General features: G+C 71.7%; 14 protein-coding genes. 13 read left to right on the top strand and 1 reads right to left on the bottom strand.

The genetic code is table 11. The features are described from left to right. The first annotated feature begins 116 nt into the window (after window positions 1-116). From ald to ABT085_RS18190, 8 genes are all read left to right on the top strand, one after another. A complete protein-coding gene (ald, locus tag ABT085_RS18225; protein ID WP_351608345.1) occupies window positions 117-1,241 on the top strand; it encodes an alanine dehydrogenase in 1,125 nt (374 codons plus the stop codon). Window positions 1,242-1,586: 345 nt separating this feature from the next. After that, a complete protein-coding gene (locus tag ABT085_RS18220) occupies window positions 1,587-2,756 on the top strand; it encodes a ParA family protein (RefSeq protein WP_351608343.1) in 1,170 nt (389 codons plus the stop codon). Beyond that, window positions 2,741-3,319 (top strand): hypothetical protein, encoded by a 579-nt coding sequence (locus ABT085_RS18215; RefSeq protein ID WP_351608340.1) that lies wholly within the window; start codon window positions 2,741-2,743, stop codon window positions 3,317-3,319. Before ABT085_RS18220 ends, ABT085_RS18215 begins: the two co-directional genes overlap by 16 nt. Window positions 3,320-3,337: 18 nt before the next feature. Next, window positions 3,338-4,714, top strand: coding sequence for a segregation and condensation protein A (locus tag ABT085_RS18210; RefSeq protein WP_351608337.1), 1,377 nt, complete (start codon window positions 3,338-3,340; stop codon window positions 4,712-4,714). Next, window positions 4,711-5,364, top strand: a complete 654-nt coding sequence (scpB, locus tag ABT085_RS18205; protein WP_351608334.1) for an SMC-Scp complex subunit ScpB — start codon at window positions 4,711-4,713, stop codon at window positions 5,362-5,364. The genes ABT085_RS18210 and scpB overlap by 4 nt, the downstream gene beginning before the upstream one ends. After that, window positions 5,364-6,485: a pseudouridine synthase gene (locus ABT085_RS18200; RefSeq protein ID WP_351608330.1), complete on the top strand. Its 1,122-nt coding sequence runs from the start codon at window positions 5,364-5,366 to the stop codon at window positions 6,483-6,485. The genes scpB and ABT085_RS18200 overlap by 1 nt, the downstream gene beginning before the upstream one ends. 185 nt (window positions 6,486-6,670) lie before the next feature. Then, complete coding sequence (locus ABT085_RS18195; RefSeq protein WP_351608324.1) at window positions 6,671-7,390, top strand: NUDIX hydrolase; 720 nt, start codon at window positions 6,671-6,673, stop codon at window positions 7,388-7,390. Next, a complete protein-coding gene (locus tag ABT085_RS18190) occupies window positions 7,387-8,409 on the top strand; it encodes an ADP-ribosylglycohydrolase family protein (protein ID WP_351608321.1) in 1,023 nt (340 codons plus the stop codon). Before ABT085_RS18195 ends, ABT085_RS18190 begins: the two co-directional genes overlap by 4 nt. A 5-nt stretch (window positions 8,410-8,414) precedes the next feature. On the opposite strand, the gene ABT085_RS18185 is transcribed toward ABT085_RS18190, so the two are convergent. Then, window positions 8,415-8,909 (bottom strand): Rieske (2Fe-2S) protein, encoded by a 495-nt coding sequence (locus tag ABT085_RS18185; RefSeq protein WP_351608318.1) that lies wholly within the window; start codon window positions 8,907-8,909, stop codon window positions 8,415-8,417. A gap of 308 nt (window positions 8,910-9,217) precedes the next feature. Here ABT085_RS18185 and aroH point away from each other — a divergent pair, with 308 nt between their 5' ends. The 5 genes from aroH (at window position 9,218) to der (ending at window position 13,625) form a co-directional block, all read left to right on the top strand. Further along, window positions 9,218-9,580 (top strand): chorismate mutase, encoded by a 363-nt coding sequence (gene aroH / locus ABT085_RS18180; RefSeq protein WP_351608316.1) that lies wholly within the window; start codon window positions 9,218-9,220, stop codon window positions 9,578-9,580. After that, complete coding sequence (locus ABT085_RS18175) at window positions 9,577-10,662, top strand: prephenate dehydrogenase (protein WP_351608313.1); 1,086 nt, start codon at window positions 9,577-9,579, stop codon at window positions 10,660-10,662. The genes aroH and ABT085_RS18175 overlap by 4 nt, the downstream gene beginning before the upstream one ends. Window positions 10,663-10,761: 99 nt before the next feature. Continuing rightward, window positions 10,762-11,424 (top strand): (d)CMP kinase, encoded by a 663-nt coding sequence (cmk, locus tag ABT085_RS18170; RefSeq protein WP_351608311.1) that lies wholly within the window; start codon window positions 10,762-10,764, stop codon window positions 11,422-11,424. A gap of 62 nt (window positions 11,425-11,486) precedes the next feature. Further along, complete coding sequence (locus ABT085_RS18165) at window positions 11,487-12,074, top strand: lysophospholipid acyltransferase family protein (RefSeq protein ID WP_351608371.1); 588 nt, start codon at window positions 11,487-11,489, stop codon at window positions 12,072-12,074. 72 nt (window positions 12,075-12,146) lie between these two features. Then, window positions 12,147-13,625 (top strand): ribosome biogenesis GTPase Der, encoded by a 1,479-nt coding sequence (der, locus tag ABT085_RS18160; protein WP_351608308.1) that lies wholly within the window; start codon window positions 12,147-12,149, stop codon window positions 13,623-13,625. Window positions 13,626-13,794: the final 169 nt, after the last annotated feature.

Raw genomic sequence — 13,794 nt, 5'->3', positions numbered from 1 at the left:
CACCGAGAACGCCTTCATTAGACTGGCTCTGCCGCACGTTCTCCTGCGGTGCATCCCTGTGCGTCCTATGTGCACGGGTATGTCTTGTCCTGCCCCCATTCCCTGAGCCAAGGACCGTGATCGACGTGAAGGTCGGCATCCCCCGCGAGGTCAAGAACAACGAGTTCCGGGTGGCCATCACCCCCGCCGGTGTGCTGGAGCTGGTGCGCCACGGCCACCAGGTCGTCATCGAGCGCGACGCCGGCCTCGGCTCGTCGATCACCAACGAGGAGTACGTCGCCGCGGGCGCCCAGATCCTGGACTCGGCGGACGAGGTGTGGGCCACGGCCGACCTGCTGCTGAAGGTCAAGGAGCCGGTCGCCGAGGAGTACCACCGGCTGCGCAAGGACCAGACGCTCTTCACCTACCTGCACCTGGCCGCGTCCAAGGAGTGCACGGACGCCCTCCTGGAGTCCGGCACCACGGCCATCGCGTACGAGACGGTCGAGCTGCCGGGCCGCGGGCTGCCGCTGCTCGCCCCGATGTCCGAGGTCGCGGGCCGGCTGGCCCCGCAGGTCGGCGCCTACCACCTGATGCGCGCGGCCGGCGGCCGTGGCGTGCTGCCGGGCGGTGTCCCGGGCGTGACGCCGGCCAAGGCCGTCGTCATCGGCGGTGGCGTCTCCGGCTGGAACGCCGTCCAGATCGCCGTCGGCATGGGCTTCGACGTGACCCTGCTGGACCGCGACATCAACAAGCTGCGCGAGGCGGACAAGATCTTCGGTACCAAGGTCAAGGCCGTCATGTCCAACTCCTTCGAGCTGGAGAAGGCCGTCCTCGACGCCGACCTCGTCATCGGCGCGGTGCTCATCCCCGGCGCCAAGGCCCCGAAGCTGGTCACCAACGAGCTCGTCTCCCGGATGAAGCCGGGAAGTGTCCTTGTCGACATCGCGATCGACCAGGGTGGCTGCTTCGAGGACTCGCGTCCCACCACGCACGCCGAGCCGACCTTCCGGGTCCACAACTCGGTCTTCTACTGCGTCGCCAACATGCCGGGTGCGGTGCCCAGCACCTCCACCAACGCCCTCACCAACGCCACGCTGCCCTACATCGTGTCGCTGGCCGACAACGGCTGGGTCGAGGCGCTGCGCCGCGACGCCGCCCTGGCCCGGGGCCTCAACACCCATGACGGCCAGGTCGTTTACCGCGAGGTCGCCGAGGCGCACGGCCTCGACCACGTCTCCCTCGACGCGCTTCTCGGCTAAGTCACCAAACAGTAAAGGCGATACGTCAACAAGGATCGTCAACCGCACACACCAGGCCGGACCTTGCCCGACAAGGTCCGGCATGGTGTGTGTATGGTCACTTTGCGTCGCCGGGTCAACTCGCCTCGAACGTAACCCTTGAACCGATTCGTACACCGGTGAAACCTGCTGTGCGACGGCCGTACGCCCTTGACAGCGGGATGTTTCATTGCCGACACATCCTGCCGGGTCCGGCGGATTGTGTTGCTGCGGACGCCCGACACGCCATAGAGTCGCCAACCGTCGGCATGGTGTCACGCTGACCTGTCTAGAAGTTTCCTGGTCACCAAGGAGGTAAGACGACTTGTGAATGAGTCGACATTTTCTCCCGGGGGTGGTCAACCAGGAACGCCGGTCCGAGGCCAGGACCCCGAGGGGTTCGAGGCTGTCGGCTCCGTCGCTGTGCGCACCTTCGCAGCCCACCAGAGTCCGCAGGCGACTCGGACAGCACCCCAGAGCATGGATGGCCATCACGTGAACGCCATGGCCGGCGACGGAAGTGGCGCGCCCCGCAACCACTTCGCCGACTACGACGAACTGCCCGAAGGGCACTTCTACGACCCCGACGCCGAGTACGAGCCCGACCCCGAGTACGCGGCCACGCTCGCGCCCGACGCCGCACGCCAGCGTCGCGAGCGCATCGGCCCGACCGGACGTCCGCTGCCGTACTTCCCGATCCCGGGCCCGTTGACCGACCACGGACCCGCGAAGATCATCGCGATGTGCAACCAGAAGGGCGGCGTCGGCAAGACGACGTCGACCATCAATCTGGGTGCCGCCCTCGCGGAGTACGGCCGCCGGGTGCTGCTCGTCGACTTCGACCCGCAGGGCGCGCTGTCGGTGGGTCTCGGTGTCAACCCGATGGAGCTGGACCTCACCGTCTACAACCTGCTCATGGAGCGGGGCATGTCGGCGGACGAGGTGCTCCTGAAGACGGCGGTCCCGAACATGGACCTGCTGCCCAGCAACATCGACCTGTCGGCCGCCGAGGTCCAGCTCGTGAGCGAGGTCGCGCGCGAGTCGACGCTCCAGCGGGCGCTGAAGCCGCTGCTGCCCGACTACGACTACATCGTGATCGACTGTCAGCCCTCGCTCGGCCTGCTCACGGTGAACGCCCTGACGGCCGCGCACAAGGTGATCGTGCCGCTCGAGTGCGAGTTCTTCGCCCTGCGCGGTGTGGCCCTGCTGACGGAGACCATCGAGAAGGTCCAGGAGCGGCTGAACCCGGAGCTGGAGCTCGACGGGATCCTCGCCACGATGTACGACTCGCGCACCGTGCACAGCCGTGAGGTGCTCGCGCGGGTGGTCGAGGCCTTCGACGACCACGTCTACCACACGGTCATCGGGCGCACGGTCCGCTTCCCGGAGACCACGGTCGCCGGTGAGCCGATCACCACGTACGCGTCCAACTCCGTCGGTGCAGCCGCCTACCGTCAGCTCGCCAGGGAGGTGCTCGCCCGGTGTCACGCCGAGTGAGTCTGCCGGGGGCCGACGAACTGTTCCGTACGACAGGGGGAATGGCACTCCAGCCGTCCACTCCACGGCGCCCGGCCAACGGCGAGGTCCGGGTGCCGGCCCCGGCGGGGGAGAGCGACCAGACGGCCGCCGCCCCCGCGGAGGACGCGCCGCAGTCGGTGCCCGTGCAGGGCGGCGACGGCGAGGGCGCCGAGCACGTGGCCGCCGACCCGGAGGCGGCCGACGCGGGGGAGTCCCGGATCCGGGCCGCCGCCGCGGAGCGCACCGCCCGGCGCGGGGCCGCGCAGGAAGGTTCTGCCGACCCGCAGGGGCAGCCGCGCAAGCGCGGGCGCTCGCCCGCACGGCGCCCCAGCGGGCGCGAGCGGCACGACGAGAAGATCACGGTGTACGTGTCCGCCGAGGAGCTCATGGACCTGGAGCACGCGCGTCTCGTGCTCCGCGGTGAGCACGGACTGGCCGTCGACCGCGGGCGGATCGTCCGCGAGGCGGTCGCCGTGGTCCTGGCCGACCTGGAGTCCCGGGGGGACGCGAGCATTCTCGTTCGACGCCTGCGCGGACGGTAGGGGTAGCCTGCGGGGGCTATGTCCTCGAAGTCCTCGAACGACGCTTCCGGCCCCGGCGCCTCCGCTCGCCGTCGGCGAGCGCTGGGGCGTGGGCCGGGCACGGCCGCGGCGACGAGCCCGGCCGCCGTGCCGCCGGAGACCGAGGCAGTCGCACCCGAGCGTGCGCACCCGGTCGAGCGCGAGCCCGAACCGGCGCCGGCCCCCCGGACAGGACCACCCGACTCCGACTTCGACTCCGAGCCGGGACCCGAGGTCTCGGCTCCGGGACGCGAACCGGAGCCTGAACCCGAGCCGGGGCCCGAGAACGTACCCGCCGAGACACGGACCGAGCCCGAGACACGAACCGAGCCGGAGCGTGAGCCCGCGCCCGAGCCCGGGTCGAGACCGGCGCCCGAGGTCTCGGCTCCGCAGCCGGCGCCTGAACCCGAGTCCGGACCGGCGTCTGAAACCGAGCCCGAGCCCGAACCCGAACCCAATGCGGTCGCGGCACCCGAGGCCGTCGCGGCGGCCGGGGCGGGGACCGCGGCCGGGTCGGCGGTCCGGGCGCGGTCCGGCGAGGCCCAGGACTCCCCGGACGGGGTCTTCAAGGTCCGGCTGGCGAACTTCGAGGGCCCGTTCGACCTGCTCCTCCAGCTGATCTCCAAGCACAAGCTCGACGTCACCGAAGTGGCCCTGTCGAAGGTGACCGACGAGTTCATGGCCCACATCCGCGCGATGGGGCCGGACTGGGACCTGGACCAGACGACCGAGTTCCTGGTCGTGGCCGCCACCCTGCTCGACCTGAAGGCGGCCCGGCTGCTGCCCGCCGCCGAGGTCGAGGACGAGGCCGACCTGGCCCTGCTGGAGGCCCGCGACCTGCTGTTCGCCCGGCTGCTCCAGTACCGGGCGTACAAGCAGATCGCCGACATCTTCCAGCACCGGCTGGCGCAGGAGTCCCGCCGACTGCCCCGTACCGTCGGCCTCGAACCCCACCACGCCGAGCTGCTGCCCGAGGTCGTGATCAGCATCGGCCCGGAGGGGTTCGCCCGGCTCGCCGTCAAGGCGATGCAGCCCAGACCCAAACCGCAGGTCTACGTCGACCACATCCACGCGCCGCTGGTCAGCGTGCAGGAGCAGGCGGGGATCGTGATCGCGCGGCTGCGGGAGTTCGGCGAGGCCAGCTTCCGCACCCTCGTCGAGGACACGGACGACACCCTCACCGTGGTGGCGAGATTCCTGGCGCTGCTGGAGCTGTACCGGGAGAAGGCGGTCGCCCTGGAGCAGGAGGACGCCCTCGGCGATCTGCTGGTGCGCTGGACCGGCGGGGACGGGGGAGAGGCCCCACAGGTCACCGACGAGTTCGACCGGCCGCCCGAGGCGCCGAACGAGGAGAAGAGCGAGGAGAAGAAGGCGTGAGCGAGGAGAGCACCGACATCCCGGCCGGTTCCGGCACCGTGGCCGACCTCGATCTCAAGCCGGCCCTGGAGGCCGTGCTGATGGTCGTGGACGAGCCCGCGACCGAGGAACACCTCGCGAAGATCCTCCAGCGGCCCAAGCGGCGGATCGGGGACGCGCTGCGGGAGCTGGCCGACGAGTACACCGTGCAGGGGCGCGGCTTCGAGCTGCGGCTGATCGCGGGCGGCTGGCGTTTCTACACCCGGCCCGAGTACGCGGCGGCCGTGGAGGGCTTCGTCCTGGACGGCCAGCAGGCCCGGCTCACCCAGGCGGCGCTCGAGACCCTCGCCGTGGTCGCCTACCGCCAGCCGGTCAGCCGCAGCAGGGTCTCCGCGGTCCGCGGAGTCAACTGTGACGGGGTCATGCGGACCCTGCTGCAGCGCGGTCTCGTCGAGGAGGCGGGCGCGGAACCCGAAACAGGTGCGATCCTGTACGTGACGACGAACTACTTCCTGGAGCGGATGGGCCTGCGTGGCCTGGACGAGCTCCCGGAGCTCGCGCCCTTCCTCCCGGAGGCGGCGGCGATCGAGGCCGAGACGCTGGAAGGGGTCCCGTCGTTCGATCCGGACGCTCCGGATTCCGAGGACGCAGACGACAAGACGGAACTTTGATGCGAAGCAGCAGCGGCAGGAACAGCAGCGGAAACAACGGCGGGAGCCGTGGTGGCAACAGCGGCGGCCGCGGCGGGAGCGGCGGTGGCCGCGGCGGTAGCCGTGGCGCCGGGAGCAACCGCGACGACAAGCAGGGCGGCCGGCCGAGCAAGCCCCGCCCCGAGGAGCGCCGCTACGACGTGGGCCCCGGCGCGACGAAGGACGGCCCCAAGGCCGGACGCGGCGCTTCGGCGCGCGGCGGAGCCAAGGGCGGACCGAAGCAGTCTTCGGGCACCGGACGGGGGCGTTGGGCACCCGCCACTTCCCGGGAGTACGACGCCCGCGCGGAGGAGCGCAACCGGGAGCGGTACGCGGGCAAGAAGGACGTCAAGCTGCCCAAGACCTTCCCGGGCGCCGAGCAGGAGGGCGAGCGCCTCCAGAAGGTGCTCGCGCGCGCCGGTTACGGCTCCCGGCGGGCCTGCGAGGAGCTGATCGAGCAGGCGCGCGTCGAGGTCAACGGCGAGATCGTGCTGGAGCAGGGCAAGCGGGTCGACCCGGAGAAGGACGAGGTCAGGGTCGACGGCCTGACGGTGGCGACGCAGTCGTACCAGTTCTTCTCGCTGAACAAGCCCGCCGGCGTCGTCTCGACGATGGAGGACAACGAGGGCCGCCAGTGCCTCGGCGACTACGTGACCAACCGCGAGACGCGGCTCTTCCACGTCGGCCGGCTGGACACCGAGACCGAGGGCGTCATCCTGCTCACCAACCACGGTGAACTGGCCCACCGGCTGACCCACCCCAAGTACGGCGTGAAGAAGGTCTACCTCGCGCACATCGTGGGCCCGATCCCGCGCGACCTGGGCAAGCAGCTCAAGGACGGCATCCAGCTGGAGGACGGGTACGCGCGCGCGGACCACTTCCGGGTGGTCGAGCAGACCGGCAAGAACTACCTCGTCGAGGTCACCCTGCACGAGGGCCGCAAGCACATCGTGCGCCGCATGCTCGCCGAGGCCGGCTTCCCGGTCGACAAGCTGGTGCGCGTCGCCTTCGGCCCGATCACCCTGGGCGACCAGAAGTCCGGCTGGCTGCGGCGGCTGTCCAACACCGAGGTCGGCATGCTGATGAAGGAAGTCGACCTGTAGGTCGTCCGTCCGAACTCCTGATCTCCTGATCACCGAGGCGGCCGGTTCCGGATCTCCGGACCGGCCGCTTTCGTGTGTCCGCCTCCTCGTGCCCGCCGTCTTGGGGCCGGGTTCTTGTGCCCGGCTTCTTGTGTCCGGGCGCCCGGACTATTTATAGTCGTGATGACTATTAAGGAGGTGGATGGATGCAGGGCTACGACAAGTACGCCTTCGAACCCTTCGCCGTCACCGTCGACCTCGCCGTCCTCACCCTGCGCTCCGGCGTTCTGCACGTCCTGCTCGTCGAACGCGGGCAGGAGCCGTACGCCGGACGCTGGGCACTGCCCGGCGGCTTCGTACTGCCCGAGGAGTCCGCGGAGACGGCGGCCCGGCGGGAGCTCGCCGAGGAGACCGGCCTGTCGGACGTCTCCGGGCTGCACCTGGAGCAGTTGCGCACCTACAGCGAACCCGACCGCGACCCCCGGATGCGGGTCGTGTCGGTCGCCTTCGCCGCCCTGCTGCCCGACGCGCCCGAACCACGCGGCGGCGGCGACGCCGCTCAGGCCCGCTGGCTGCCCTACGGCCGTGCCGAGCCGCTCGCCTTCGACCACGACCGGATCCTCGCAGACGCCCACGACCGCGTCGGCACCCTGCTGGAGTCCACGAGCCTCGCCACCGCCTTCTGCCCGCCGGAGTTCACCCTCGGCGAGTTGCAGCAGGTCTACGAGGCCGTCTGGGGCGCGGTCCTGGACCGGCCCAACTTCCGGCGCAAGGTGCTCGCCACCCCCGGCTTCGTCGAACCCGTCCCCGGCGGCGCCCGGCTGACCGGCGGCCGCGGCAAGCCCGCCGCGCTCTACCGGCCCGGCACCGCCACCACCCTCCATCCGCCGCTGCTGCGCACCGCACGGGAAGGACGCCCCGCATGACCACCACGACCGCTGTCCGCAAACGCGCCGCCACCGGAGCGCTGCTGGGCCTCGCCCTCGGCGACGCGCTGGGCTTCCCGACCGAGTTCAACGACGTGCCGTCGATCCTCGCCAAGTGCGGACCCTGGCGGGAGATGGAACTGATCAGGCCCGCGATCGTCAGCGACGACACCCAGATGACCCTCGCCCTCGGCCGGGGGCTGCGCACCGCGCTGGACCGGGGCCTGCTCGGGCCGAAGCGGCTGGCGCGGCCGCTGCGCGAGGAGTTCGTGGAGTGGTACCGCTCGCCGGAGAACAACCGGGCGCCGGGACGTACGTGTCTGACGGCGTGTGCCCTGCTCCAGGACGACCGGCCCTGGCAGGGCGCCAGCCAGATCGGCTCCAAGGGCTGCGGCGCCAACATGCGCGTCGCGCCGATCGGCCTGGCCCCCGGACTCGACGACGAACAGCGCGCCGGCGCGGCCCAGTTGCAGTCCGCCCTCACCCACGGACATCCGACGGCACTGGCCGCCTCCGACCTCACCGCGCACGCCGTGCACCTGCTCGCCCGGGGGGCCGAGCCGACCGGACTCGTGGGGCTGCTGCGCTCGTACGCCCTCGACAACCGCACCCGCTACCACGAGCGCTGGCTCGGTGACCTGTGGACCCGGGGCCAGGACCCCAGCGCGCTGCACTTCATCGCGCGCGGCTGGGACGAGTGCCTGGGTGTCCTGGACCGGCTCCAGGCCGCGGTGCGGGCCGGTTCCCGCGAGACCGACCCGTGCCTGGCCACCGGGGAGGGCTGGATCGCCGAGGAGGCGCTGGCGACCGGACTGCTGTGCTTCCTGCTCTTCGTCGACGAACCGGTGACCGCGCTGCGCCGGGCCGCGTGCAGCTCCGGCGACTCCGACTCGATCGCCTGTCTGACCGGCGCGTTCGCGGGCGCCCACCTGGGCGCCGACGCCTGGCCCGCCGCCTGGGCGGACCGGATCGAGTACCGGGACGAGCTGCTGGAGCTCGGGGCGCTCTGGGACGCCTGACCGGGTCAGACCAGACGGATGGCGTCGCCCTCGACCGTGATCTTCTTCTCGGGCAGCGGCTGGGTAGCCGGAGGGTGCGCGACCGAGCCGTCCGTGATGCTGAACCTGCTGCCGTGGCAGGTGCAGTTGATCGTGCCGTCGGAGACGTTGGCGACCGGGCACTGCCGGTGGGTGCAGATGTTGGAGAAGGCCTTGAACTCGCCCTTCTCCGGCTGGGTGACGACGACCATCTCGGCCGCGAAGATCGTGCCGCCGCCGACCGGGATGTCCGCGGTCTTCGCCAGCTCCTTGCCGGCGGCGGCCGACCCGGCGGCCGACCCGGTGGCCGACATGGCGGTGGAGGTGGCGGCGGGACTGGCGGCCGAAGCGGTGGACGAGGCCGTGGGCGAGGTGGCGGAGGCGGAGCCGGAACTGCCGTTCCCGCCGGACTTGCTGCACCCCGCGACACAGGCGGCCGCGCCCGTCGCGAGTACCGTGCGCCGCGTCGGGCCGTGGGTCATGTCGTCACTCCGAAGGTGGGGGAGAAACCGGAAGGCGGGGCCGGTCGGCCGCTCCGAACGGAGCAGCAGCATCTTGGCACCGAAAACACCCAGAACTAAGCATTCAGGGGTGGAACGCAATAAAACGTACGGCGCATACGCCCGACAGCCCAGCGCGTCCGCCGTCTCAGCGGACGGGCGCCGCGCACCCGTCGCGCGCGGTCTGACTAGGCTGGACGGACGGGACAGTGATCCGTACGTCACGTACGTCACGTAGATCACGTACATCACGACATCGGCACATCAGTACATCAGCGAGGAGCAGCGCCGTGGCGGTACGAGCGGTCCGGGGGGCCGTCCAGCTGGAGCGGGACGAAGCCGACCACATGAGCGAGCAGGTCGGTGCCCTGCTCGGCGCGGTCCTGGAACGGAACGGCCTGGGCACGGACGACCTGATCAGCATCTGGTTCACGGCCACGCCCGACCTGCACAGCGACTTCCCGGCGGCCGCCGCCCGCAAGCTGGGCATCGTGGACGTGCCGCTGATCTGCGCCCAGGAACTGGACATCGCGGGCGCCATGCCCCGGGTGGTCCGCCTGCTCGCCCACGTCGAGTCCGACCGGACCCGGGCCGACATCGCGCATGTCTACCTCGGCGCCGCGGCCGCCCTGCGCAAGGACATCGCCCAGTGAGGACCGCACTCGTCATCGGCACCGGGCTCATCGGCACCTCCGCCGCCCTCGCCCTCGTCCAGCGGGGCGTCGTCGTCCACCTCGCCGACCACGACCCGGAGCAGGCCCGTACGGCGGCCGCGCTCGGGGCCGGCACGGACGAGGCGCCCGCGGGCCCCGTCGACCTCGCGATCGTCGCCGCCCCGCCGGCCCACGTGGCCGCGGTGCTCGCCGACGCCATGCGTCGGGGCGTGGCCCGCGGCTACCTGGACGTCGCCAGCGTCAAGGGCGGCCCGCGCCGCGAGCTGGAGGCGCTCGGCCTCGACCTGACCTCGTACATCGGCACCCACCCCATGTCCGGCCGGGAGAAGTCCGGACCGCTGGCCGCGACGGGCGATCTCTTCGAGGGCCGCCCCTGGGTGCTCACCCCGACCCGGGACACCGACACCGAGGTGCTCAACCTCGCCCTGGAGCTGGTCTCGCACTGCCGCGCGGTGCCGGTGGTGATGGACGCGGACGCGCACGACCGCGCGGTGGCCCTCGTCTCCCACATGCCGCACCTGGTGTCCAGCATGGTCGCCGCGCGCCTGGAGAACGCCGAGGAGGCGGCCGTACGGCTGTGCGGCGGCGGCATCCGCGATGTGACCAGGATCGCCGCGTCCGACCCGCGGATGTGGATCGACATCCTCTCCGCGAACCCGGGGCCGGTCGCCGACCTCCTCGCGGACGTCTCCGCCGACCTGGACGAGACGGTCCGGGCGCTGCGCGCCCTGCAGTCCTCCGACGAGGACAAGCGCCGTGCGGGCGCCACCGGCATCGAGGACGTGCTGCGCCGCGGCAACGCGGGCCAGGTCCGCGTGCCCGGCAAGCACGGGTCCGCGCCGCGGGTGTACGAGACGGTGGCGGTCCTCATCGACGACCAGCCCGGTCAGCTGGCCCGTATCTTCGCCGACGCGGGCAGGGTCGGCATCAACGTCGAGGACGTGCGCATCGAGCACGCGACCGGTCAGCAGGCCGGTCTGGTGCAGCTGATGGTGGAGCCGAAGTCGGCGCCCGTCCTGACGGCGGCGCTGCGCGAGCGGGGCTGGGCCATCCGGCAGTGAAACGGCCGCCGGGGAGCCAGTAACCTTGTGCGGGGCGCCCTCGCGCCCGTCCACCACCCCGGTTCCAGGAAGGTCCCCACTGTGGAAAGCGTCCCGGCAGTGATTGTCGCCATCGACGGCCCCTCCGGCACGGGCAAGTCGAGCACGTCCAAGGCCGTGGCCGCGCAGCTCGGGCTGAGCTACCTGGACACCGGCGCCCAGTACCGGGCGATCACCTGGTGGATGGTGAACAACGGGATCGACATCGCCGACCCGGCCGCGATCGCCGACGCGGCCGGCAAGCCCGACATCGTCTCCGGCACCGACCCGGCCGCCCCGACGATCACGGTCGACGGCACCGACGTGTCCGGACCGATCCGCACCCAGGAGGTCACCTCCAAGGTCAGCGCGGTCAGCGCGGTGCCCGAGGTGCGGGCCCGGATCACCGAGCTCCAGCGCTCCCTGGCCGCCTCGGCGGCCGGCGGGATCGTCGTCGAGGGCCGTGACATCGGCACCACCGTGCTGCCCGACGCCGACCTGAAGGTCTTCCTCACCGCCTCCGCGGAGGCGCGCGCCGCCCGCCGCAGCGGCGAGCTCAAGGGCGCCGACGTGCAGGCGACCCGTGAGGCCCTGCTGAAGCGGGACGCGGCCGACTCCAGCCGTAAGACCTCTCCGCTCGCCAAGGCGGACGACGCGGTCGAGGTGGACACCTCCGACCTCACGCTCCCGCAGGTCATCGCGTGTGTCGTCGGTCTCGTCGAGGAGAAGCGGGCCGCGCGGTGAACACCCGCTCCGTCCCCTCCGTCAAGGGCGCCGAGGTCGGCAGACGCATCGGCGTCGGCCTGATGTACGGGCTGTGGAAGCCGCGTGTCCTGGGCTCCTGGAAGGTCCCCGCGGCCGGCCCGGTGATCCTCGCGGTCAACCACTCCCACAACATCGACGGCCCGATGGTCATGGGCGTGGCACCCCGGCCGACGCACTTCCTGATCAAGAAGGAGGCGTTCGTCGGCCCGCTCGACCCGTTCCTGCTCGGCATCGGGCAGGTGAAGGTCGACCGGCAGAGCGCCGACCGCACCGCGATCACCCAGGCCCTCGACATCCTCGCGGCCGGCGGGGTGCTCGGGATCTTCCCGGAGGGCACGCGGGGCGAGGGCGACTTCGCGTCGCTGCGCGCCGGGCTCGCCTACTTCGCGGTCCGCAGCGGGGCGCCGATCGTCCCCGTCGCGGTCCTGGGAAGCTCCGGGCGCAGCAGCCGGCTGACGAAGGCGCTGCCTCCGTTGCGCTCCCGGGTCGACGTCGTCTTCGGCGACCCGTTCGAGGCGGGCGACGGAAGCGGGCGGCGCACGCGCAAGGCGCTGGACGAGGCGACCGAACGCATCCAGAAGCAGCTGGCGGCGCACCTGGACCACGCCAGGCGCCTGACCGGGCGCTAAGAGACACTTGAGTAGTGGATCACCCGATACGGGCGGTCCACCGATCACCACGATGAACGAGGTACGGACTTCATGAACGACCAGATCCACTCCGAGGGCTCGGGCGAGGAGCACGACCACGGAGCACTTGGCGACGCCGAGTACGCGGAGTTCATGGAGCTCGCCGCGGTGGAGGGCTTCGACCTGGAAGAGGTCGAGGGAGCCATCGAGGAGGCGGGCCACGGCCCGCTGCCCGTGCTCGCCGTCGTCGGCCGCCCCAATGTCGGCAAGTCGACACTGGTGAACCGCATCATCGGCCGTCGCGAGGCCGTGGTCGAGGACAAGCCCGGCGTCACCCGCGACCGGGTCACCTACGAGGCCGAGTGGGCGGGCCGCCGCTTCAAGGTCGTCGACACCGGCGGCTGGGAGCAGGACGTCCTCGGGATCGACGCCTCCGTGGCCGCCCAGGCCGAGTACGCGATCGAGGCGGCCGACGCCGTCGTCTTCGTCGTCGACGCCAAGGTCGGCGCGACCGACACCGACGAGGCGGTCGTACGGCTGCTGCGCAAGGCCGGCAAGCCGGTCGTGCTGTGCGCCAACAAGGTCGACGGCCCGAGCGGCGAGGCCGACGCCTCGTACCTGTGGTCGCTGGGTCTCGGTGAGCCGCACCCGGTCTCGGCCCTGCACGGCCGCGGCACCGGCGACATGCTGGACGCCGTGCTGGAGGCGCTGCCCGAGGCGCCCGCGCAGACCTTCGGGTCCGCTGTCGGCGGCCCCCGCCGGATCGCCCTCATCGGCCGCCCGAACGTCGGCAAGTCCTCGCTGCTGAACAAGGTGGCGGGCGAGGAGCGCGTCGTCGTCAACGAACTCGCGGGCACCACCCGCGACCCGGTCGACGAGCTGATCGAACTCGGCGGGGTCACCTGGAAGTTCGTCGACACGGCGGGCATCCGCAAGCGCGTCCACCTCCAGCAGGGCGCCGACTACTACGCCTCGCTGCGTACGGCCGCGGCCGTCGAGAAGGCCGAGGTCGCCGTCATCCTGATCGACGCGTCCGAGAACATCTCCGTCCAGGACCAGCGCATCGTCACCATGGCCGTCGAAGCCGGCCGGGCGATCGTCCTCGCCTTCAACAAGTGGGACACGCTCGACGAGGAGCGCCGCTACTACCTGGAGCGGGAGATCGAGACCGAGCTCGGCCAGGTCGCCTGGGCGCCGCGGGTCAATGTCTCCGCGCGCACCGGACGCCACATGGAGAAGCTGGTCCCGGGCATCGAGACGGCGCTGGCGGGCTGGGAGACCCGGGTCCCCACCGGCCGGCTGAACGCCTTCCTCGGCGAACTGGTCGCCGCTCACCCGCACCCGATCCGGGGCGGCAAGCAGCCCCGCATCCTCTTCGGCACCCAGGCGGGCACCAAGCCGCCGCGGTTCGTGCTCTTCGCCTCCGGCTTCATCGAGGCGGGTTACCGCCGCTTCATCGAGCGCCGGCTGCGCGAGGAGTTCGGGTTCGAGGGCACCCCGATCCACATCTCTGTACGGGTGCGTGAGAAGCGCGGCACGAAGCGGAAGTAGGACGCGTCCGGCACACGAGGGGGGGGGCGGGGGGGCGCCGGGGGGCGGGGTGGGGGGCGGTGGGGGGGGGCGCGCCCGGGGGGGGGGGCCGGCCCCGGCCGCCCCCCCCCCCCCCGCGACTCCCCCGAACTGCGTGCCCTGTCCGGCGGGGCGGAGGTGGCGCGCGAAC

Source organism: Streptomyces sp. NPDC002265 (assembly GCF_040296125.1).
Lineage (GTDB): Bacteria > Actinomycetota > Actinomycetes > Streptomycetales > Streptomycetaceae > Streptomyces.
The sequence above is the reverse complement of the archived record's forward strand: the minus strand, read 5'-3'. Positions and strand labels throughout refer to the sequence as shown.